The sequence below is a fragment of the Actinosynnema sp. NPDC091369 genome, from assembly GCF_044757065.1.
Classification (GTDB): domain Bacteria; phylum Actinomycetota; class Actinomycetes; order Mycobacteriales; family Pseudonocardiaceae; genus Actinosynnema.
The window spans coordinates 26,573-48,418 of sequence record NZ_JBIVUG010000004.1; the positions used below are offsets into that span (position 1 = coordinate 26,573).

The following is a 21,846-nucleotide window of genomic DNA, read 5'->3' on the forward strand; positions in this document are numbered from 1 at the left end:
CTCCCCCAGACATTCCGCTCAAGCGCGACTCAACTGCCCGCGTCCACTTGGCGCAGCACCGCCACCAGGTCCCGGATGGTCGGGTTGCGGTACAGCTCGCGCAGCGGCACCGACGGCAGGCCGCGCGCCCGCAGCGCCGCGCCGATGCGCACCGCCACCAGCGAGTTGCCGCCCAGCTCGAAGAAGTCGTCGTCCAGCCCGACGGGCACGCCCAGCACCTCGCGCCACACCTCGCGCAGGCTGCCCGCCAGGCCCTCGCTGGGCGGGTCGTCGGTGCCGGTCGCGACGACGGGCGCGGGCAGCCGGGCCACGTCGAGCTTGCCGTTGGTGGTCAACGGCAGCGCGTCCAGCGCGGTCACCGTCGCGGGCGCCATGTAGTCGGGCAGGATGCCCGCCGCCCGCTTGCGCACGCCCGCCGGGTCGCCGCCGGTGAGCACCACGTACGCGTCCAGCCGGGCGGTCGCGGCGTCGGCCGGGTCCTCCCGCCGCACCACGACGGCCGCCGCGCGCACGTCCGGGTCCTCCAGCAGCACCGAGCGGATCTCGTCCAGCTCGATGCGGAAGCCGCGGATCTTGACCTGGCTGTCGATGCGGCCCAGGTGCTCCAGCGCGCCGTCGGGCCGCAGCCGGCCGAGGTCGCCGCTGCGGTACATCCGGCCGCCGGTGAACGGGTCCGGCACGAACCGCCGCGCGGTCAGCTCGTCCTGGTTCAGGTAGTGCGAGGCCACGCCCGCGCCGCCGACGTGGATCTCGCCCGCGACCCCGGGCGGCACCAGCCGGCCCGCGGAGTCCAGCACGTAGAGGTGCCAGCCGGGCAGCGCCGGGCCGACCGACCGGGTCGCGGCCTCGGCCAGCTCCCGGGTCACCGTCTGGTGCGTGACGTGCACGGTGGTCTCGGTGATGCCGAACATGTTCACCAGCCGGCAGCCGGGGTGCCGGTCGAACCACGGCAGCAGCATCCGCGCGTCCAGCGGCTCACCGCCGAACACCACCAGCCGCACCGCCGGCCGGCCGTCCGCCCGCGCGTCGACGTCGAGCAGCTGCGCGAACGCCGACGGCGTCTGGCTGAGCACGGTGACGCGTTCGGCGACCAGCAGCTCGTGGAACCGGTCCGGTTCGCGGGAGACGAAGTAGGGCACCACGACCAGCCGGCCGCCGGTGAGCAGGCAGACCCAGATCTCCCACACCGAGAAGTCGAACGCGCTGGAGTGGAACAACGTCCACACGTCGTCCGGGCCCAGCCCGTACTCGTCGCGGGTCGCGTCGACCAGGGCGATCACGTTGCGGTGCGGCACGACGACGCCCTTGGGCCGTCCCGTGGACCCGGACGTGTAGATGATGTACGCCGGGTCGTCCGGGCCCGCGGCGGCCCCGGCGGGGTCGCCGGTCAGCTCGTCCGGCGTGACGACGGTGGTCCCGTCACCGCGCGGGAACTCCGCCAGCCTGGTCACGACCACGCCCAGCGCCGCGTCGGCCGCCGTGTAGGCGAGCCGTTCGGCCGGGTACGCCGGATCGGTCGGCACGTACACCGCGCCCGCCTTGAGCACGCCGAGCAGCGTCACGACCAGCTCGGCCGAGCGCTCCAGGCACACGCCGACGTGGTCGCCGCCGCGCACGCCCAGCGCCCGCAGCCCGCCGGCGACCCGGTCGGCCCGCTCGTCGAGCTCCCGGTAGGTGAGCCGGACCTCGTTGTCGCACAACGCGATGGCGTCCGGGCGGGCCGCCGCCACCCGCGCGAACGCCTCGTGGATCGTCGTGGGCGTGGTGACCAGCTCCACGCCGGGGCGGCCCAGCGCGGCGATCCGGGCCCGTTCGGCGTCGTCCAGCAGCACGCCGTCCCGGTGCACGGACACCAGGTGCCGGGTGAACTGCTCGACGATCTCGGGCGCGAAGTGCTCCCGGTCGTACACGGCGCGCAGCTCGCCGCCGGTCACCGCGATGGCCAGCGGGAAACCGTCGCCGAGGCCGACCGCGGTGGTCGGCTCGGCGGCGTGCTCACCGTCGTAGGCGCGCACGGTGGCGTCGAGCGCGGCCCGCCAGCCCGACTCGGCCACGTCGGTGTCGGCGGGCAGCGGCACGGTCAGCGTGCCCGTGCCCCGGCCGCGCCCCAGTCCCCAGTCCGGCGCGTGCGCCACGGTGTTCCCCCTCAGTGGACGGTCGAGTCGATCAGGTCGAGCAGCACGGGCGCCGAGTCGGCCAGGTACATGTGCCCGCCGGGCACCTCGACCAGCTCGAAGTCGCGGCCGGTGACCTTGGCCCAGCCCGCCGCCTCGTCGGCCGACACCAGAGTGTCGTCCGCGCCGCGCACGGCGGTGATGGGCACGGCCAACGGCTCCCCGGTGGACGGCACGTAGCTCTCGTGCATCTCCACGTCGGCCCGCAGGGTCGGCAGGATCAGCTCCCGCATCTCCGGGTCGTCCAGCGCCTCGTGCGTGTAACCGGCGATCTGCCTGACCCGGGCCAGGAACTCGTCGTCGTCGGCCAGGCCGGTGGCGGTCAGCTCCCGCCGCACGCCGGGCGCGGGCGAGCCGCTGACGACCAGCCTCAGCACCTCCACGCCCGGCGCCGCGAGCAGCCGGTGCGCGAACTCGTAGGCCAGCACCGCGCCCAGGCTGTGCCCGAACAGCACCACCCGCGGGTCCGGGCCCAGCTCGGCGAGCAGGCCCGGCAGCAGCCCGTCCACGGCCTCGTGCACGTCGGTGTACGGGTCGAGGTCGATCTGGCGCTCCCGGCCCGGCAGCTGCACGGGCACGACCTCCAGCCGGCCGCCGGCCATCACCGACCACGGCCGGAAGAACGACGCGCCCGCGCCGCCGAACGGCAGGCACACCAGCCGCGCGGTCACCGCGGCAGCCTGCGGTCGTAGGTGACCGGCAGCTTGGCCAGGCCGCGGCTGGCGGAGTTGTCGAACACCCACTCCAGCTCGTCCGGCTTCACCGCGAGGGCCAGGCCCGGCAGGCGGCGCAGCAGCGTGGTGAACGCGACCTGGCCCTCCACCCGCGACAGCGGCGCACCGGGGCAGAAGTGGGCGCCGTGGCCGAACGCGAAGTGCCGGATGCCCTGGCGGGTGATGTCGAGCCGGTCGGGCTCCTCGAACACCTCCGGGTCGCGGTTGGCCGAGTTGAGCAGCAGGTGGACGAAGCTCTCCTTGGGGATCGGCACGCCGTTGATCTCCATGTCCTGCGCGGCCAGGCGCAGGGTGCCCCGGTAGACCGGGCCCTCGTAGCGCAGGAACTCCTCGATCGCGTTGTCCACCAGGCCCGGGTCGTTCTTCAACAGCTCGAACTGGTCGGGGTGCTGCAACAGGGCCTGGGTGCCGTTGCCGATGAGGTTCGCGGTGGTCTTGTGGCCCGCGATGATCAGCAGGATGAGCGTGGACACCAGCTCGTCGTTGGTGAACACGTCCTCGTCCGTGGCGCGGATGAGGCTGGACACCAGGTCCTCGCCGATGTTCTCCCGGCGCTGCGCCAGCAGGTCCAGCAGGTAGGCTTCGGTCTTCTCGCTGGCCCACTTCAGCCGCGCGTTCGACTCCTCGTCGGCGTAGGGCGCGCCGCTGAGGATCAGGCCCCACTCGTGCAGCGCCGGCCGGTCCTCCACCGGCACGCCCAGGAACTCGCAGATCACCTTCATCGGCAGCGCCAGCGCGAAGTCGTTGAACAGGTCGACCTCGCCGGTCTCCGGGAACGCGTCGATCAGCTCGTCGGTGATCTCCTGGATGCGGGGGCGCAGCAGCTCCATCCGGCGCGGCACGAACGCGCGGCTGACCAGCTTGCGCAGCCGGGTGTGCTCCGGCGGGTCGGCGGTCAGCATGTTCTTGATCAGGATGGGGCTGGACTCGTTGAGCACGTCGCGGAACCACTTCGGGCCGCTGTTGACGCTCTTGGAGATGCGCGGGTCGCCGAACAGCTTCGACACCGTGTCGTAGTCGGCCACCACGTAGGCTTCCGCGCCCGGCGGGTGGTTGATCTGCCGCACCGGGCACTTCTGGCGCAGCTCGGCGAACGCCGGGTAGGGGTTCGCGCCGGGCTGGGTGAAGAACTCCGGCGGCAGCGCGGGGCAGTGCCCCGCCGCGGCCTGCTGAGCCTGCGCAGGGTGGGCTTCGGTCGTCATGTGCTTGTCCTCCGAAACTCAGGCGGTCAGTTCTTCGGGAGCGGGGAGCTTGCGGATCTGCTTGGACAGCGTCGGCACCGCGGCGACCACGCCGGCGACGGCCATGGTGATGAACACCGAGGTGGCACCCGCCAGGTCGAAGATCGCGCCGATGGCGAAGATGCCGATCGGCTGGGCGATCATGGAGATGAACATGATCGCGCCGATGACGCGGCCCTGCTTCTCGTCCGGCACGAGCGCGGCGATGTAGCCGAAGAACAACGCGTTCACCACGCCGGCGCGCAGGAAGATGCAGGCCACGATGATGCCCAGCGGCATGGTGCCGGGCACGACCGCGAGCAGCACGGCGGCGACCGGGCCGATCCAGATCGCGTAGGCCATGATCAGCGACGGCTTGACGAACCGCAGCACGATCGGGGCGATCAGCGAGCCCGCCAGGCCGCCCGCGCCCGCGATGGCGAGCGTCGTGCCGATGACCGCCTCCGAGGCGTCCCGGCTCTCCGCGGTGGCGATGAGCGCGAGGAACATGCCGGAGTGGTTGAACGCCATGTTCGAGACCATCACCCAGAGGATCAGGATGCGGATGATGGGCTGGCCCGCGATGAACTTGAAGCCCTCCCACGCGCCGCGCTTGCCGCCGCCGGACGGGGCGGGGGGCGCCTGCATCGGCTTCTTGATGAACAGCAGGATCACCGCGGACGCCAGGAACGCGATGGCCGCGCCGACGAACGGCAGCGCGCGGGCGATGCCGTAGAGCGCGCCGCCGATGGGCGGGCCCGCGACCGTCGCGCCGAAGAACCGGATCTGGTTCTGCGCGGTGGCCTGGGTGAGCTGCGAGGGCGGCACGAGCTGCTTGATCGCGGCCAGGCCCGCCGGGTTCGCCACCCCGAGGCACGCCGACGAGATGATCACGATGGCGAAGATGAGCGGCATGCTCGTGACGCCGGAGAAGACCAGCACGCTGAACAGCGCCAGCAGCACGAGCCGGATGCCGTCGGTGAGGATCATGATCTTGCGCCGGTCGAACCGGTCGGTCAGCGAACCGCCGGGGATCGACATCAGGCCCGCCACGACGAGCGCGACCGAGCCGACCGCACCCGCGTAGGTGGCCGAGCCGGTGGTGGCGAGGATGAGCAGCGGGTAGGCGATCTCCGCGGACTCCTTGGCGACCGCGGCCAGGAACTGGCTGATCCACAGCGCCTGGAAGTCGCGGTTGCGGAACAGCGGCTTCTCCGGCGCGGCCTGCTCGACCGGCGCCTGGTCCGCGGGCGCCTGGCCGTCGGGTGCCTGGTCCGCGGGGTCGGCCTGGTCGACCGGCGTCGAGCCGGTGCGCGCGGCCTGCTCGGCCGTCGCCTTCCCCGCCGACGTGGCCTCGGTGGTCGTCACTGCGGGTTTTCCTGCCATCACTGCACCCTCTCGGCGTTGGACAAGGCTGCGAGCAGCCCTTCGGCGAGCTCGCCCACGTGGGGCCGCGCCAACATCGACCAGTGGTCGCCGCCGGCGGCGCGCACCTCGACACCACCGCCGTACAGCGGGATCAGGCGCTTGGTCAGGCGCTGTCGGGCGCGCTGGTCCGCGCCGACCCGGAACACCACGGCACGCGCCGCGACCGGCTTGGGCGTGTACGCGGCCAGCACCTTGGCCTTCGTGCGCAGCAGCGCGGTCAACGCGGGGTTGCGGCGCACCTGCGCGCCGACCAGGCCGAGCCCGAGCAGGGCGCTGACCTGGATGTGCGCGTGGCTGTAGAGGAACTCCGGGTCCAGCCCGATCGGGATGCCCTTCCAGCCCTGCACGAACGCGTCCAGGCTGACCACGACGTCCACGGTCTCGCCCTGCGCGATGAGCTGCCGGGCCATCTCGTGCGCCAGCACCGCGCCGAACGACCAGCCGCCCAGCGTGTACGGCCCGTGCGGCTGCACCCGGCGCAACGCGTCGACGTGGTGCGCGGCCTGGTCCTCGACCCGGGTGTGCAGCGCCTCGCGCGGCTCCAGGCCGTGCACCGGCCGGTCGCCCAGCTCCTCGGCGAGCTGCCGGTAGCTCAGCACGCTGCCCGCCGAGTCGGCGACCAGCACGATCGGCCGGCCGACGCCCTCGCGCAACGTGACGGCGTCGACCACGTGCACGACCGCCGCCGCGTCCACCTGTTCGGCCAGCGCGGCCAGCGCGGCGAACGTCGGGTTGCGGGTGAACTCGGTGACGGTGACCGACAGGCCGGTCGCCTCGCGGATCTTGGTCATGAAGTCGACGGCCATCAGCGACTCGCCGCCGAGGGCGAAGAAGTCGTCGTCCGGCGCGACGGACGGCACGCCGAGCGCGGCGCACCACAGGCGTTCCACAGTGGACCGAACCGGCTGCCCCGCGGGCTTGCGCGTCGGTGTGGCCCCGGGTTTCCCCCTGGGGGCAGCCGGTTCGAGTTCGGGTGTGTCGAGCTGCGGGTCGTGCGGGGTGAACGAGTAGGTCGGCAGCGACACCGGGAAGACGTCGTCGCGCACCTCGTCCAGCACCACGTCCGCGCCGCGCTCCCACAGCGTGGCCAGGGCGCGCAGCAGGCCCCGCTCGCCGTCCTCGGGCCGGCCCAGCAGCGGCACGGTGACGTGGCCGGTGTCCCAGTCGCGGTGCCGGCGCAGGGCGCCGGTCATCGACGTGCCGGGGCCGAGTTCGAGGAACGTGTCGCAGCCGGCGGCCAGCACGGTGGCCATGCCGCCGTCGAGCAGCACCGGCCGGCGCAGCTGCTCGGCCCAGTACCCCGGTCCGGTGACGGCGTCGGGGTCGGCCCAGTCGCCGCTGGTGTTGGACACGAACCGCAGCTTCGGGCGGGTGCTCGGGGTGGCCGCCACGGCCTCGGCCAGCACGGCGGCGGCCGGTTCCATCGCGGCGCAGTGCGAAGCCTGCTTGATGTTCAGCGGCCGCACGTCCAGCCCGCGCAGCGCGTCGCCGTCGAGCACCGCGTCCATCCGGGCCCGCGGGCCGGAGATCACCACGCCGCCGGGCCCGATGACCGCGACCGCCACGCCGCTGTCGTCGCCGAGCCGCTGCCGCACCTCCTCGGCGGAGGCGTTGACCGCGGCCATCCGGCCGGGTTCGGTGGCGGCCATCGCGCTGGAGCGCTGGAACACCAGTTCGGCGGCGTCGGTCGGGGACCACAGCCCGGCCAGGGTGGCGGGCGCGTACTCGCCGATGCTGTTGCCGAACATGGCGTGCGGCCGCACGCCCCAGTCGGCGACCTGGCGGCCCAGCGCGTAGCCCAGGGCGAACAGGCCGAGCTGGTGGTTGACGATGTCGGCGAACCACTCGTCGGTGGCGGCCTCCCGGCTGACCACCGGGGTGAGGTCGATGCCGTGCCGGTCGCGCACGGCCTCGCGGATCTCGTCGAAGTAGCCGCGGAACGCGGGCAGCAGGCGGTGCGCGGCCTCGCCCGCGGCGTGCCCGAGCGGGCCGTGGCCGGGGAACAGGAACGCGACCCTGTCGAGCCGGCCGGGCGGCGCGGGTTCCCCCGCCTGCTCCAGCAGCGCCGCGGCTTCGGCCGGGTCGCCCGCGACGAAGGCTTGGCGGTGCCCGTGCGCTCGCCGGTCGGCGAGCGTCCGGGCCACCTCGGGCAGGTCGAGCTTCGGTTCGCCGCGCAGCGCTCGCGCGAGGTCGTCGCGCATCCGTCCGAGGGCGTCGGTGGACGCCGCGGACAGCGCCAGCACCCGTGCGCCGTTGCGGGCGACGGGCGCGGTGCGCAGCGGTGCTCCCTGCACGATCACGTGGGCGTTGGTGCCGCCCACGCCGAATGAGCTGACCGACGCGAGCCGGGTGCCGCGGTCGGGCCACGGCTGCGCGGTCGTGACCACCCGGAACGGGGTGGCGTCGAGGTCGAGCAGCGGGTTGGGGCTGCCGTAGTGCAACGTGGGCACGAGCTCGCCGTGCTTGAGCATCAGCACGGTCTTGATCAGGCCCGCGACGCCCGCCGCCGAGCCGGTGTGGCCGAGGTTGGACTTCACCGCGCCGAGGTGGCACCAGCCGGTGGCGTCGGTGGAGTCGCGGAACACGTCGGTGAGCGCGGACACCTCGACCGGGTCGCCGAGCTTGGTCGCGGTGCCGTGCGCCTCCACGTAGTCCAGGTCCGCCGGGTCGACGTCGGCGACCTTCTGGGTGTAGCGGATGACGTCGCTCTGGCCGGGGATGGACGGCGCGGTGTAGCCCATCTTCTCCGCGCCGTCGTTGTTGATCGCCGAACCGAGGATCACCGCGTCGACCCGGTCTCCGTCGCGCAGCGCGTCGTCGAGGCGCTTGAGCACCACCACGCCGACGCCCTCGCTGGGCACGGTGCCGTCGGCGTTGGCGTCGAACGGGCGGCAGTGGCCGTCGGCGGACAGGATGCCGCCGGGCTCGTACAGGTAGCCCCACTCGCCCTTGCCGGTGACCGCGACGCCGCCCGCCAGGGCCACGTCGCACTCGCCGCCGCGCAGCGCCGCCGCGGCCAAGTGCACGGCCACCAGCGAGGTGGAGCACGCCGACTGCACGTTCACCGCCGGGCCGCGCAGCCCGAGCTTGTAGGCGACGCGGGTGGCCAGGAAGTCCTTCTCCGTGCCGATGTACTGGGCCAGCTCGCTGAGCTGGTCGTCGGCGCGGGCGGCGACCTTGTCCGCGCCCGCGTACACGCCGATCCAGCCCGGGAACCGGGTCGGGTCGATCGCCGCGTCGTCCAGGGCGGCCGTGGCGGCCTGGAGGAACACCCGCTGCTGCGGGTCGATGTTGGCCGCCTCGGCCCGGCTGTAGCCGAAGTAGGACCAGTCGAAGTGGTACGGCTCGCGGATCGTGCCCATGGCGGGCACGAAGTTCGGCCGCCGCACGTAGTCCGGGTCCGCGCCGCGCCGGATCAGGTCCTCCGGGTCGAAGCGGGAGATGCCTTCGACGCCGCCCCGCAGCTGGGCCCACAACGCGCGCACGTCGTCCGCGCCGGGCAGCCGGGCGGCCATCCCGATGACCGCGACGGGGGTCATTTCGCGCCCGCCTCGTCGACCAGTTGCCGGAGGCCCGCGGGGGTGGGGGTGCGCAGGAAGTCGCGCAGCCGCAGCGTGACGCCGAGCCGGTCCTTGACCAGCTTCACCAGGCGCACCGCGCCCATGGAGTTGCCGCCGACGACGAAGAAGTCGGTGTCGGCGTCGACCGTGGTGGTCGGTTCGCCGCCGATGGCCTCCACGAACAGCGGCACCAGGCCCTCGTCGGCGCCCCGGTCGGCCACGACGGGCTTCGGCGCGCGCTGCCCGGCGGGTGCGGCCTGTGCGACCAGGGCGCGGCGGTCCACCTTGCCGTTGCCGGTCAGCGGGACGCGGTCCACCACCGCCCACAGCACCGGCACCATGTAGACCGGAAGCCGTTCGGACAGGTGGTCGCGCAGGTCGGCGGTGCCGACCTCGCCCTTGAGCACCACGGCGGCGACCAGGCGCTTGTCGGCGCTGTTGTCCCCGGTCACGGCCACCACGGCGTCCTGCACGTCCGGGTGGGTGACCAGGGCGTCGCTGATCGCCGACAGCTCGACCCGGTAGCCGCGCAGCTTGACCTGGTCGTCGCGGCGGCCCAGGAACCGCAGCCTGCCCCGCGTGTCGATGCGGACCACGTCGCCGGTGCGGTAGAGGCGTTCGCCGACCTCGGGCGAGAAGTGCCCGAACGCCCGCGCGGTCTCGGCCTCGTCGTCCAGGTAGCCGACGGCCAGGCCCTCGCCCGCCGCGTACAGCTCGCCGACCGCGCCGGGCGGCACCCGCCTGCCCCGCTCGTCCAGCACGAAGACGCGGGTGCCGGGCAGCGGCGTGCCGATGGGCAGCGGTCCGTCCACGTCCTCGGGGTCGCTGACCGAGTACGTCGTGGTGAACGTGGTGTTCTCGGTGGGGCCGTAGCCGTTGGTGATGACCAGGCCGGGGTGCCGTTCGAGCACGCGGGCGGCGTGGTCGTGCGGCACGACGTCACCGCCGGACAGCAGTTGGCGCAGGCCCGCGAACGAATCCGGCGCGAACTCCTCGACCAGCCGGAACAGCCCGGCGGTCAGCCACGCCACGGTCACCTCGCGCTCCAGCAGGAAGTCACCCAGCTCGGTGGGCGTGGGCAGGCCCGCCGGGTACACCTCCAGGGTGGCGCCGGTGAGCAGCGCGCCCCACAGCTCCAACGTGGACGCGTCGAACGCCAGCGGCGACAGCCGCAGCACCCGCTCCCCCGCGCCCAGCCGGACGAAGTCGGCCTCGTGCACCAGCCGCACGACCGCGCGGTGCGGGATCGCGACGCCCTTGGGCTGCCCGGTGGAGCCGGAGGTGAACGCCACGTACGCCAACCGGTCGGGGTCGGCGGGCAGCACGTCGACCTCACCGGCGGTCCACGTCTCGTCCCAAATGGACACCACGGCCACACCGGGCACGCGGCCCGCGGCACCGGGCGCGATCAACGCCGCCGCCGGCGCGGCCTTGGCCACGATCTTCTCCGTGTGCGCGGCGGGCAAGCTCAGGTCGACGCCCACGTAGGCCGCGCCCGCCCACACCACGCCCAGCACGGCGACGATCTCGGCGACCGACCGCTCCACGCCCACGAGAACCCGGTCTCCCGGTCGCACCCCCGCCTCGCGCAGCAGCCGCGCCTGTTCCGCCGCCGCGCCGGCGAGCTGCCGGTAGGTCAGCTCGACGTCGCCCTCGCGCACCGCAACGGCGTCCGGCGTGCTGCGCGCGATGTCGCGGAACAGCTCGTCCAGCGACGCCACCGGGAAGTCGCGGCGGGTCTCGTTGATCCGGTCCAGCGCCGCCCGCCGTTCCGGCGCGATGCAGCGCACCTCCTCCAGCGGCCCGTCGGCCGCGGCGAGTTCCGCCGCCGCGGTCTGGAAGTCGGCCACGAACCCCTCGACCTCGGCGACCTGCCAGACGCTGGTCGCGTACTCGAGGTGCCCGGCCAGCGACGGTTCGGACTGCCGGATCAGCAGCGACAGGTCGAACTGCGAGCCGCCGCCGTGCCCCTCCTCGACCCGGATGCGCAACCCGGCCGCGTCCAACCGCTGCGGCACGAGCTGGTCGTGCATGCCGAACGTCGCCTGCACCAGCGGGTGGCAGCCCAGGCTGCGCTCCACGCCCAGCCGCGCCACCAGCTCCTCGAACGGCAGCGCGCCCGCGTCGATGCTCTGCGCCAACGAGTGGTGCACCGCCCGCAGGTAGTCCGCCACCGGCGCGTCGTCGTCCACGTCGACGCGCACCGGCACCAGGTTGCCCGCCACCGCGACCAGGTCCTCCAGCTCGGAGGTGCCGCGGCCGGTCAGCGGCACGCCGACCAGCAGCCGGCGCGCGCCGGTCCACCGGCTCAGCGTCAACCCGTACGCGCCGAGCAGGAACGCGAACGGCGTGATGCCCAGCTCGCGGGCCCGGCGGACGACGGCGGCGCTGGTGTCCACGCCGAAGTCGACGGTCGTGCGGTCGCCGGCGGCGTCCTGCAACGCGGGCCGTTGGCAGTCCGCGGGCAGCTCCAGCACGGTCGGCACGCCGTCCAGGTGCTTGATCCAGAACTCGGCCTGGCGGTCCCACTCGCCGCTCGTGCGGGCCTGCTCCTGGTGCCGGAACAACGCCTGCGTGGACGGCGCGGTCCCGGTGAACGGCGCGGTCCGTTCGAGCGCCAACGCGTCGTAGTGCGCCCAGATCTCCTTGAGCAGCAGGCCGACCGCCCACCCGTCGAGCACCATGTGGTGCGCCATCAGCACCACGGCGTCCTGGCCCGACCCGGTCACCCGCAGGAACCGGAACGCGGGCGCGGCGGCCAGGTCGAACGGCAGCCGGCCGTGCTCGGCGGCCAGCGCCCGCACGTGCTCCTCGAACCCCTCGCCGTCGTGCTCCACCACCGCGATCTCGGCCGTGTGGTGACCGAGAACCTCGGTGGCCACGTCGCCGTCCACCTCGCGGTACACGGTGCGCAGGCCCGGGTGGCGGGCGACGGTCGCGGCAACGGCCCGCTCGAACACCCCGCCGTCCAGCCGCCCCTCGGTGCCGGGCCGGACGAAGCAGGTGAACACCAGGTTGTACGGCGAGCCGCCGGTGAGCCGCTCGATCAGCCACATACCGCGCTGCGCGTGGGACAACGACTCCGTCGGCACGTCGTCCACCGCGGCGGACGGGGCGGGCTCGGCGGGCGCGGTGACCACGCCCGCCTCGGCGAAGACCTCCGCCAGCGGCGCGTCGCCGAGCAGCGCGGCCACCGGGATCCGCACGCCGAGCTGCTCCTGCACCAGCGCGGCCAGCCGCATGGCGCGTAACGAGTCACCGCCGAGCCCGATGAAACTGCTGGTGGCGAACGCCGAGGCGTCGACCTCCGGACCGAGAACAGCGGTCGCGTACTGGTTGAACGTCATCGCCTGCCTGCCCCTCCAACGCAGAGCGGAACTACCGGGTGGTGGTGGTCAGGCCCGTGCCTCGCCGCGGCGGGCGCGGGCGGCGTCCAGCAGGCGCTGCCGGCTGGAGCCCGCCGTCGAGGAGGTCGAGGCCGCCGGGCCGGCCAGCAGCTCGGCCTGGGCGCGCACGGTGCCCGCGCGGAACAGGTCCACGGTGCGCAGGGCGTGCCCGGACACCTGGTTCAGCCGCTCGACCAGGATCACCAGGCGCAGCGAGTCGCCGCCCGCCTCGAAGAAGCTGACGTCGTCGGCTACCTCTTCCACGCCGAGCACTTCGCGCCACAGGGCGCGCACGGCGTCCAGGCGGGCGGCGGGGTCGTCAGCGATGCCGTCAACGGCGGTGGTGGGTTCCAACACGGGTTCCTCCGGGAATCGGGCCAGGTCGGCGGCACTGCGGCGCAGGCCGGCGAACAGGTCGACGAGGGTCGTGCCCTCGAACAGGTCGGCCGGGCGGTCCAGGGACAGCTCCAGCCGCTCGGCGCCCGAGCTGTGGTCCAGGCGCACGAACAGGGCCAGGTCGTACTTGCTGTACTGCGGCTTGAGCGGCCGGTAGCGGCCCGGCACGCCCGGCGCCAGCTCGAACCCGTCCGGCACCGCGTTGAGCTGCACCAGCACCGGGGTCAGCGGTGGCCTGCTGACGTCGCGGTTCGGGTCGAGCGCGGCGGCGATCGCGTCCAGCGGCACGTCCGCGTCCACGAAGGTCTCCATCGCGGCGAACCGGGCGTCGCGCAGCAGTTCCCGCCACGTGGTCGTCTCGTCCAGTCCGATGCGCACGACCAGCGTGGTCATGAACATGCCGACCACGTCCGCGGTCGCCGGGTCGTCCCGACCCGGCCACACCACCGCGAACAGGAAGTCGCGCTGGTCGCTCATCCGGGCCAGCGTCGCGGCGAGCAGCGCGACACCGGTCATGTAGAGCGTGGCGCCCTCGGTGGTGGCGACGTCCACGAGCTGCTTGGTCAGGTCGGCGTCCAGGTGCGTGGCGCTGTCCGCGCCCAGCAGCGACAGCTCCTCCGACGCCGGGTCGCGGTCGTAGGGCAGGGCCACGCCCATCGGCGCGCCCCGCAGCCGCTCGACCACGTCGGCGACGCGTTCGGCCAGGTCGTCGGGGTCCGGCTGGGACAGCACGTCCGCCGGGTGCGCGGCGGGCGGCAGCTCGACCTCCGCACCGCGCAGCTTGCCCCGGTAGATGGCGGCGATCTCGTCCATCAGCAGACCGCGCGACCAGCCGTCGAAGACGATGTGGTGCACGTTGAGCACGAGCAGCGTGGTGCGGTCGTCCACCCGGATGACCTCGGCGCGCGTCGGCGCCTCCTCGGCCAGGTCGAACGGCGTGTAGCAGAGCACCTCGACCAGGTCGTCCAGCTCCTCACCGGTCCAGCCGTCGGCCGCGGCGTCGATGAACCCGGCCTCGGCGGGCTCGGCGTCGGTGCGGTACTCGACCCGGCGGTGCCGCGCGTCCAGGCGGAACCTCGACCGCAGCGCCGGGTGCCGGGCGATGGCCCGCTGCACCGACGCCACCAGCAGCCCGTGGTCCACCGGGCCGGTGAACTCGACCACGGACGGCAGCAGGTAGGTGGGCCTCAGCCGTTCGATCCGGTCGAGGATCCACAATCCCTGCTGGGTCGGCGTCGCCTCGTGCCAGGTCCTCGGCGTGGTCGGCGGACTAGACATGCGTCGACCCGCCCCCGACCAGGAGGTTTTCCCCTTCTGACAGAAAAGGCGGCGCGGCGGTAAAAAGCGCAGCACAAATGTCCGAATCGGGCGACAGCCCCACGATTACCCCTCAACGTCCCCAGACTTGCCAGCCAGTCCCCGCAGTTCTCCTGGCGGCCGTGGCTCAACGTAGGTGCGTTCCACGCGACGCGTCAAGAGATCCCGAAAAGTCGCCCCGAAGACTTCGAGAACACGTATGTACCAGCGCCTTTCGACGATCGTCCAAACGTGATAGCGGAACGTAAATACCCTTGCCTCCGTTCGGGTTTAACAGTTACCGACACCGTCACTCTGAGACAGGGTTGACACCCTCGTGACCTCGTGCTTAGCTCGATCACCGTCGGCTGCATACAGTCCGGCGCTGGGGTCTGGGGACTATCGGGAGCATCCTGGGGGATTTCCCGCGATTGTCAGGACCTGGTTCACGGATTCACACGGACCAGGTCTGACCTGCGCGTTCGACGGCGCACGCGCAAATCGCTCCACATCGACGAGCCGCTCGCAGCCGGTGGGCGGTGATTTTTTGCTGGCCGGATTTCCCCGCACCGCGGACCGAGACCGGCGCGGAATGAACGCGCACGCTCGAACGAAAGGAAAACGGGCCATGACCACCACGTCCGGATGCCCGGTGCACGTGGGCTCGACCGACCTCGTCGATCCGCACCTCTACAGCGACGGCGACGCCCGCGCGGAGTGGCGCCGACTGCGCGGACTGGACGGGTTGAGCTGGCTTCAGGTGGACGACGACCGCGGATTCTGGTCCGTGGTCAAGTTCGACGACACCGACTTCGTGCTTCGGAACACCGCACTGTTCACCTCGGAGCGCGGCACCATGCTCAGCCTGCTCGGCATGGACGACCCGGCAGGCGGGCAGCAGCTGGCGGCCACCGACCCGCCCCGGCACACGGTGATGCAGAAGAGGCTGAAGAAGGCGTTGGCGGTCAACGCGGTGGACCGGCAGCGTGACATGATCCGCGGCCTGGTGCTCGACCTGTTGCTGCCTCTGGGTGACGGCGGCGCCTTCGACTTCGCGCAGGCGATGTTCGCCATGCCGATGTCGGTCACCGGCACGATGATGGGCCTGCCCCAGTCCGACTGGGCGTGGCTGAGCAGGCTCACCACCATCTGCATCGCCGCCGACGACCCGGAGTACCAGGACGCGGGCAGCAAGTCCGCGACCCTGTCGATGGCGCACCACGAGCTGTTCGCCTACTTCCAGGACCTGGTCCGGCACCGGCGCGACAACCTCGGCGACGACCTGCTCAGCGTGCTGATCTCCACCCGGTTCGAGGGCAGGCACATGACGCCGCCCGAGATCGTGTCCAACTGCTACAGCCTGCTGCTGGGCGCGAACGTCACCACGCCGCACGCGCCGAACTACGTGATGGCCGAGTTCCTGGAGACCGACGTGGTGCGCGACTGGGCGGCCGACATGTCGGCCACCACCACGGCGGTGGAGGAGGCGCTGCGGTGGGCGTCGCCGGTGAACCACATGCTGCGCTACGCCACGCGTGACGTCGTCATCCGGGACACGCCCATCAAGGCGGGCGACGCGGTCGTGGTGTGGCTGGGCTCGGCGAACCGGGACGAGGACGAGTTCCCGGACTCGGAGAGCTTCGACATCCGCCGCAAGCCCAACAAGCACCTGGCGTTCGGCATCGGCCCGCACTACTGCATCGGGCACAGCGTGGCCCGGGTGACGCTGAAGATCCTGTTCGAGGAGCTGCTGACCCGCTTCGAGGACTTCGCACCCGCGGGCAAGCCGGAGAAGCTGATCTCGAACTTCGTGTCCGGTTACAAGCACGTGCCGATCACGGCCCGCGCCAAGGCCCGACCGAGCCGGGTCTAGGTCAGAACACGAGGGAGACGCCGGTCGCCGTGACCACCACGGCGACCGCCGCGTCGAGCACCCGCCACGCCGAGGGCCGGGTGAACACCTTCGACAGCCACCGCCCACCGAACCCGAGCGCGCTGAACCACAGCACGCTGCCCGTGATCGCACCGACCGCGAACCACCACCGGTCGCCGCCGAACCCGGTGGACGCCGTGCCCAGCAGCAGCACGGTGTCCAGGTACACGTGCGGGTTGAGCCACGTCAGCGCCAAGCAGGTGACGACCACCGCCGACGCCGCGCCGGCCGTGCGCTCCAGCGGCAGCGCCGACGGCCGCAGCACCCGCCGTGCCGCCAGCACGCCGTAACCGATCAGGAACGCCGCGCCGACCCACCGCACCGCCGCCAACGCGGTCGGCCACGCGGTGAACGCCGCGCCGACGCCGCCGACGCCGAGCGCGATCAGCAGCGCGTCCGAACCGGCGCAGATGGCCACCACGGCGGGCACCTGCTGCCGCAGCACGCCTTGGCGCAGCACCAGGGCGTTCTGCGCGCCGATCACGACGATGAGGGACAGTCCGGTGCCGAGCCCGGCGAGCAGCGCGTACGTCACGGCGTCGACGGTAGGAACGGGCCGCGGATTAGGCCAGCTACCTTTTCTTACGTATCATCAGCACTCGTGATGCTCGATCCCGAGTGCGTGCGGACGTTGCTGGCCGTCGTGGACGAGGGGACGTTCGACGCCGCCGCCAAGGCGCTGCACGTCACGCCGTCGGCCGTGAGCCAGCGGATCAAGCTGCTGGAGCAGCGCACCGGCCGCGTCCTGCTGGTCCGCGCGAAACCCGCGCGGCTCACCGAGTCCGGCGCCGTGATCGCCCGGTACGGGCGGCAACAGGCGCTGCTGGACCGGGACGCGCGGGAAGCGCTCGGCCTGGTCGAGGACCCGACGCCGATCCCGGTCGCGGTCAACGCCGACTCGCTGGCCACCTGGTTCCGCCGCGTGGTCAAGGAACTGGCCGCCGACGAGGGCCTGGTGCTGACCGTGCGGCGGGACGACCAGGACCACACCGCCGAGCTGCTGCGCCAGGGCCTCGTCGTCGGCGCGGTGACGTCGTCGCCGCGACCGGTGCAGGGCTGCGCCGTCCGTCCACTCGGGAGCATCCGCTACCACGCCGTGGCGACCAGGCGGTTCGTCCGGCGGTGGCTCGCCGACGGGCAGCCGCTGCACGACGCGCCGGTGATCGTGTTCGACGACAAGGACGACCTCCAGGACCGCTTCTGCCGCGAGCTGTCCGGCCGCAACGCCTCCGCGCACCGGCACCACCTGCCCGACGGGCACGTGTTCGAGGACGCCGTGGTGGCCGGCGCGGGGTGGGCGCTGCTGACCGAGCACCAGATCACCACCCACCGCCGGCTCGTGCACCTCGCCCCGGACAAGCCGGTGGACGTGCTGCTGCACTGGCAGCAGTGGAAGCTCGACTCCCCACCACTGGCTCGCGTCGCCGACGCCGTCTTCCGCGCGGCGGCGGCCGAGCTGCACTGACCGGGCCCGCCCTGAGACTGTCTGCAGTGAACACTGGTTCGGTGCCTCGGTTCGAAGACCGCTGCGAGGTGGAACGGGTCCGGCCCCGTCCGGCCGAGGTCGCCGGCGGTGTTCGGCGATCGTGTTCGGGGTTCGTGTTCGGGGGTCGGCACGCGGTCGGTTGCGTCACCATGGCGGTCATGAACGAGCAACCCTTGCAGGTGAGCCGGGCCGTCCTCGGTCTTCGCCGGAGACCGCGAGTGCGGCAAGGGCTGGCGGCAGCGGCCCTGATCGCCGCGGTCGTCAGCCTGGCGCCCCGGTGGTGGGCGCAGGTGGCGGCGGTGGGTGGGCAGTGGGTCGGGCGGCACTGGGCCGTGTGCCTCTTCGGCGTGGTGGCGGTGGTGTTGGCGGCAGGTGGAGGTGACAGGGCCGCGATGGCCCTGGGACGCCGGCCGCGCACGCCCGCGATGCCGCTGTTGGTGCACGTGGCACTGCTGCTGGCGCTGGCCGCGGCGGTCGCGGTGGGGGTCGGGGTGGCCCTGTGGGGCGTGCTGGGACGGCCGACCGGCGTCCAGGAGCGGCTCGACGCGGTGAAGGTCGTGTTGACCGTGGTCGGCGGCGTCGGGGCGGTCGTGGCGTTGACGGTCGCGTACCGGCGGCAACGCCTCAACGAGGTCGACTCCCACCGCGACGACGCCAAGGTGCTGCTCGACCGCTACGCCAAGGCGGCCGAGCTGCTGGGCGCGCCCGACGCCTCGGTGCGCACCGCGGGCGTCTACGCGTTCGCGGCACTGGCCAACGACGCACCCGAAGCGCGCCAGGGCTGCATCGACGTGCTCTGCGCCTACCTGCGCCAGCCCTACGGCACGGTCGACGCGGCGCAGCCGGACCCCGGCCAGGAGCGCCACGTCCGGCTCACCGTCATCCGGCTCATCCGCGACAACCTGCACCTCGCCGACGGCGACCCGCGCACCTGGCGCGGCCACGACTTCGACTTCACCGGCGCGGTGTTCGACGGCGGCGACTTCTCCGGTGCGACGTTCACCGCGCCCGGCCGGGTCACCTTCGCCGACGCCACGATCACCGGCCGGCTGTCGTTCGCCGGGGCCGCGTTCACCGGCGGGGTCGTCTCGTTCGACCGCGCCCGGTTCGCCGGGGGTTCGGTGTCGTTCGACGGCGCGCGGTTCGCGGGTGGGGTCGTCGACCTGTCGGAGGTCGACCTCTCGGGGACGGAGCGGGAGTCGGCGGTCGAGCTGTGGCCGGCGGGTGTCCCGGTGCCCCGAGGGGTGCGATTACCAGCCGAGCCATCACAGCCGACCGAGCCGAATGCGGGGTGAAGGTGAACTTTTTGTCTACACTGAAGGTATAGAGACTTTCGCATTCGAGCGTTGTCCGGCGGACAACGCCGGCCCAACGGCGTTCGGCCGCGCAGCGGGTTCCCGAGCTGTTCCACCGGTGGGAGAATCGGCACCTGACAACGTTGTCAGACCTCCTCCCCCTGCCGGAGGTTCCAGATGCGTCTCCGCTCCGCGGCTGTCGCCGCACTCACCCTCGCCGCGCTCGCCGTCCCGGTCGTGACCGGCACGGCGCACGCCATCACCGATCACGCCCAGCACGTCAACCCGTTCGTCGGCACCAAACCCGGCGGCCCCGACTTCGGGCACGGCGGCGGCGCGGGCAACACCTTCCCCGGCGCCGTCGCACCGTTCGGCATGCTCCAGTGGAGCCCCGACACGGTGACCCACCAGCACGGCGGCTACCACTACGACGACAACCGCATCCGCGGCTTCAGCCTCACCCACCTGTCGGGCCCGGGGTGCAGCGACTTCGGCAACGTGCCGTTCATGCCGTCGCTGGGCACCACCCCCGCGGCCTACTCGACGTTCTCGCACGCCAACGAACAGGCTTCCCCCGGCTACTACTCGGTCCGCTTCGACAACGGCATCCGCACCGAGCTGACCGCGAACCAGCGGTCGGGCGTCGCCCGCTTCACCTACCCCGCCGGCCAACGGGCCTCGCTGAACGTCGACGCCGCCCGCGCGTTCAACGCGGCCGGCGGCTCGATCACCGTCGGGACCGACAGCCTCTCCGGCTACACCGACAGCGGCGGGTTCTGCGGCGCGGGCAACCGCTACCGCCTGCACTTCCACGTCACGTTCGACCAGCCGTTCGCCACCACCGCCACGATCGCCGACGGCCGGGTGACGCCGGGTGGCCGCGCGGTGGAGGGCAGCAGCCGGGGCAGCGTCGCGCCCTCGCCCAAGACCGCCGGGACGCAGCACGTGCCCACGCCGTCCACGGCCGCGCAGGACGTGCAGCCGTTCGCCGCCTCGGCGTTCGTGTCGTTCAACGCCACGACGGTCACGGCGCGGGTCGGCATCTCGTTCGTGAGCCTGGACAACGCCAAGGCCAACCTCGCGGCCGAAACCGGGACCCGGTCGTTCGACGAGGTCCGGACCGCGGCGCGGGCGACGTGGAACGGCTGGCTCGGCCGCATCGACGTCACCGGCGGCACGACCACCCAGCTCCGCACGCTCTACACCTCGCTGTACCACTCGTTGTTGCACCCCAACGTGTTCAGCGACGTCAACGGCCAGTACACCGGGTTCGACCGGCAGACCCACACGACCACGAGGACCCAGTACGCGAACTTCTCCGGCTGGGACGTCTACCGGTCGCAGGTGGCGCTGATCGCGTTGCTCGGCCCGAGGGAGGCGGCGGACATCGCGCAGTCCGCGGTCAACCAGGCCGCGCAGGGCGGGTACTTCGACCGCTGGACGGTCGCCAACGGCGGCACGGGCGTGATGAACGGCGACCCGATGGCCATCATCGTGTCCACCGCGCACGCGTTCGGCGGCACGGACTTCGACACGGCGGACGCGTTGCGCCGCATGGTCGCGGGCGTCAACGACATCCGGCAGCGGCCGGGGTGGTTGCAGTTCAACGACTACGGCTACGTGCCGACGGGCCTCGGTGACGTGTGGGGCTCGGCCGCGACGACGCTGGAGTACACGAGCGCGGACTTCGCCATCTCGCAGTTCGCGGCGAGGCTGAACGACACCGGCGCGGCGGAGAACTTCCTGCGGCGCGCCCAGAACTGGCGCAACCTGTTCAACTCGGGCAGCAAGTACGTGCAGCCGCGCAACACCGACCTGACGTGGCCGGGCTTCAGCCCGACCCAGGAGAACGAGTACGTCGAGGGCAACGCGGCACAGTACACGTGGATGGTGCCGTACAACCACCGCGGCCTGTTCGACGCGATGGGCGGCAACGCGGCCGTGGTGTCCAGGTTGGACACGTTCTTCACGGAGCTGAACGCGGGCCCCAAGAAGCCCTACGCCTACCTGGGCAACGAGCCGACGCTCAACACACCTTGGGCGTACGTGTACGCGGGCGCGCCGCACAAGACGCAGGACGTGGTGCGGCGGGCGTTGACGTCGATCTTCCTGCCCACCCCCGAGGGCCTGGTGGGCAACGACGACCTGGGCGAGATGTCGTCGTGGGCGGTGTGGGCGGCGTTGGGCCTGTACCCGCAGGCTCCGGGTCGGGCGGAGCTGGTGCTGGCCAGCCCGCAGTTCCCGAGCACGACGATCAAGCGGGGCAACGGCGCCACGATCTCCATCACCGCGCCGAACGCCTCCGACAGCGTGAAGTACGTGCAGTCGCTGAAGGTCGACGGGGCGGCGTCGGGCAGGGCTTGGTTGCCCGCGTCGTTCGTGGCGCGGGGCGGGTCGCTGGAGTTCACGCTGGGCACGGCCGCGTCGAGCTGGGGCAGCGGCGCCGGTGACGCGCCGCCGTCGTTCGACGTGGGGCCGAACCCGGCCAGGTCCGGCGCGATCGTCGGGTCGGCGGGCAAGTGCGTGGACGCCGAGCCCGCGGGCCCGACCGACGGCGCGCCCGTGCGGCTGTGGGACTGCAACTCCTCGGCCGCCCAGCAGTGGACCCTGGCGTCGGACGGCACGGTGCGCGCGTTGGGGCGGTGCCTGGACGTCAGCGGCAGCGCTCGGGTCAACGGGGCCAAGGTGCAGCTGTGGACGTGCAACGGCACGGGCGCGCAGCAGTGGTGGCCGAAGGGGTCGACGCTGGTGAACTCGCCGTCCGGCAAGTGCCTCGACGTGCCGAACAGCAACGCGGTCAACGGCGTCCAGCTCCAGATCCACGACTGCAACGGGACGGGTGCCCAGCAGTGGCGGCTGCCGTGAGGCGGGGCCGGGGATAGGACCCGTTGATAGAACACGTGGGTAGAACAGGTTGGTAGGACACGTTAATTGGCCG

General features: G+C 72.5%; 12 protein-coding genes. 4 read left to right on the top strand and 8 right to left on the bottom strand.

What is annotated here, in order from left to right:
* Positions 1-29: 29 nt before the first annotated feature.
* From ACIQMJ_RS16700 to ACIQMJ_RS16730, 7 genes are read right to left on the bottom strand one after another with little or no spacing between them, the layout of a single operon-like run.
* Positions 30-2,135, bottom strand: coding sequence for a non-ribosomal peptide synthetase (locus tag ACIQMJ_RS16700; protein WP_499761855.1), 2,106 nt, complete (start codon positions 2,133-2,135; stop codon positions 30-32).
* Between the two features lie 11 nt (positions 2,136-2,146).
* Positions 2,147-2,845 (bottom strand): thioesterase II family protein, encoded by a 699-nt coding sequence (locus ACIQMJ_RS16705; RefSeq protein ID WP_499761856.1) that lies wholly within the window; start codon positions 2,843-2,845, stop codon positions 2,147-2,149.
* Positions 2,842-4,110, bottom strand: a complete 1,269-nt coding sequence (locus ACIQMJ_RS16710) for a cytochrome P450 family protein (protein ID WP_499761857.1) — start codon at positions 4,108-4,110, stop codon at positions 2,842-2,844. The genes ACIQMJ_RS16705 and ACIQMJ_RS16710 overlap by 4 nt, the downstream gene beginning before the upstream one ends.
* Before the next feature lie 18 nt (positions 4,111-4,128).
* Positions 4,129-5,496 carry an MFS transporter gene (locus tag ACIQMJ_RS16715; RefSeq protein ID WP_499761858.1) on the bottom strand — a complete coding sequence of 456 codons (1,368 nt, stop codon included), beginning with the start codon at positions 5,494-5,496 and terminating at the stop codon, positions 4,129-4,131.
* 17 nt (positions 5,497-5,513) lie between these two features.
* Positions 5,514-9,095 carry a type I polyketide synthase gene (locus ACIQMJ_RS16720; RefSeq protein ID WP_499761859.1) on the bottom strand — a complete coding sequence of 1,194 codons (3,582 nt, stop codon included), beginning with the start codon at positions 9,093-9,095 and terminating at the stop codon, positions 5,514-5,516.
* Complete coding sequence (locus ACIQMJ_RS16725; RefSeq protein WP_499761860.1) at positions 9,092-12,463, bottom strand: non-ribosomal peptide synthetase; 3,372 nt, start codon at positions 12,461-12,463, stop codon at positions 9,092-9,094. Before ACIQMJ_RS16725 ends, ACIQMJ_RS16720 begins: the two co-directional genes overlap by 4 nt.
* 48 nt (positions 12,464-12,511) lie before the next feature.
* A complete protein-coding gene (locus ACIQMJ_RS16730) occupies positions 12,512-14,176 on the bottom strand; it encodes a condensation domain-containing protein (protein ID WP_499761861.1) in 1,665 nt (554 codons plus the stop codon).
* 646 nt (positions 14,177-14,822) lie between these two features.
* On the opposite strand from ACIQMJ_RS16730, the gene ACIQMJ_RS16735 reads away from it, so the two are divergent.
* The gene (locus ACIQMJ_RS16735) at positions 14,823-16,067 is read left to right on the top strand and encodes a cytochrome P450 (RefSeq protein WP_499761862.1); all 1,245 of its coding nucleotides are present in this window, start codon (positions 14,823-14,825) and stop codon (positions 16,065-16,067) included.
* Position 16,068: 1 nt separating this feature from the next.
* Here ACIQMJ_RS16735 and ACIQMJ_RS16740 read toward each other — a convergent pair whose 3' ends face one another.
* On the bottom strand, positions 16,069-16,662 hold the full coding sequence (locus ACIQMJ_RS16740; protein WP_499761863.1) for a LysE/ArgO family amino acid transporter: 594 nt from the start codon (positions 16,660-16,662) through the stop codon (positions 16,069-16,071).
* Between the two features lie 69 nt (positions 16,663-16,731).
* On the opposite strand from ACIQMJ_RS16740, the gene ACIQMJ_RS16745 reads away from it, so the two are divergent.
* The 3 genes from ACIQMJ_RS16745 to ACIQMJ_RS16755 all read left to right on the top strand — a co-directional run bounded on the left by ACIQMJ_RS16745 (position 16,732) and on the right by ACIQMJ_RS16755 (position 21,773).
* Positions 16,732-17,592, top strand: coding sequence for a LysR family transcriptional regulator ArgP (locus ACIQMJ_RS16745; protein WP_499762449.1), 861 nt, complete (start codon positions 16,732-16,734; stop codon positions 17,590-17,592).
* A gap of 179 nt (positions 17,593-17,771) precedes the next feature.
* On the top strand, positions 17,772-18,908 hold the full coding sequence (locus ACIQMJ_RS16750; protein WP_499761864.1) for a pentapeptide repeat-containing protein: 1,137 nt from the start codon (positions 17,772-17,774) through the stop codon (positions 18,906-18,908).
* Positions 18,909-19,085: 177 nt separating this feature from the next.
* The gene (locus tag ACIQMJ_RS16755; RefSeq protein WP_499761865.1) at positions 19,086-21,773 is read left to right on the top strand and encodes a lectin; all 2,688 of its coding nucleotides are present in this window, start codon (positions 19,086-19,088) and stop codon (positions 21,771-21,773) included.
* Positions 21,774-21,846 lie beyond the last annotated feature (73 nt).

Coding starts and splice junctions, on each gene's coding strand:
- ACIQMJ_RS16710 (WP_499761857.1), bottom strand. CDS start 4,110: ATGACGACCGAAGCCCACCCTGCGCAGGCTCAGCAGGCCGCGGCGGGG.
- ACIQMJ_RS16720 (WP_499761859.1), bottom strand. CDS start 9,095: ATGACCCCCGTCGCGGTCATCGGGATGGCCGCCCGGCTGCCCGGCGCG.
- ACIQMJ_RS16725 (WP_499761860.1), bottom strand. CDS start 12,463: ATGACGTTCAACCAGTACGCGACCGCTGTTCTCGGTCCGGAGGTCGAC.
- ACIQMJ_RS16730 (WP_499761861.1), bottom strand. CDS start 14,176: ATGTCTAGTCCGCCGACCACGCCGAGGACCTGGCACGAGGCGACGCCG.
- ACIQMJ_RS16735 (WP_499761862.1), top strand. CDS start 14,823: ATGACCACCACGTCCGGATGCCCGGTGCACGTGGGCTCGACCGACCTC.
- ACIQMJ_RS16745 (WP_499762449.1), top strand. CDS start 16,732: ATGCTCGATCCCGAGTGCGTGCGGACGTTGCTGGCCGTCGTGGACGAG.
- ACIQMJ_RS16750 (WP_499761864.1), top strand. CDS start 17,772: ATGAACGAGCAACCCTTGCAGGTGAGCCGGGCCGTCCTCGGTCTTCGC.
- ACIQMJ_RS16755 (WP_499761865.1), top strand. CDS start 19,086: ATGCGTCTCCGCTCCGCGGCTGTCGCCGCACTCACCCTCGCCGCGCTC.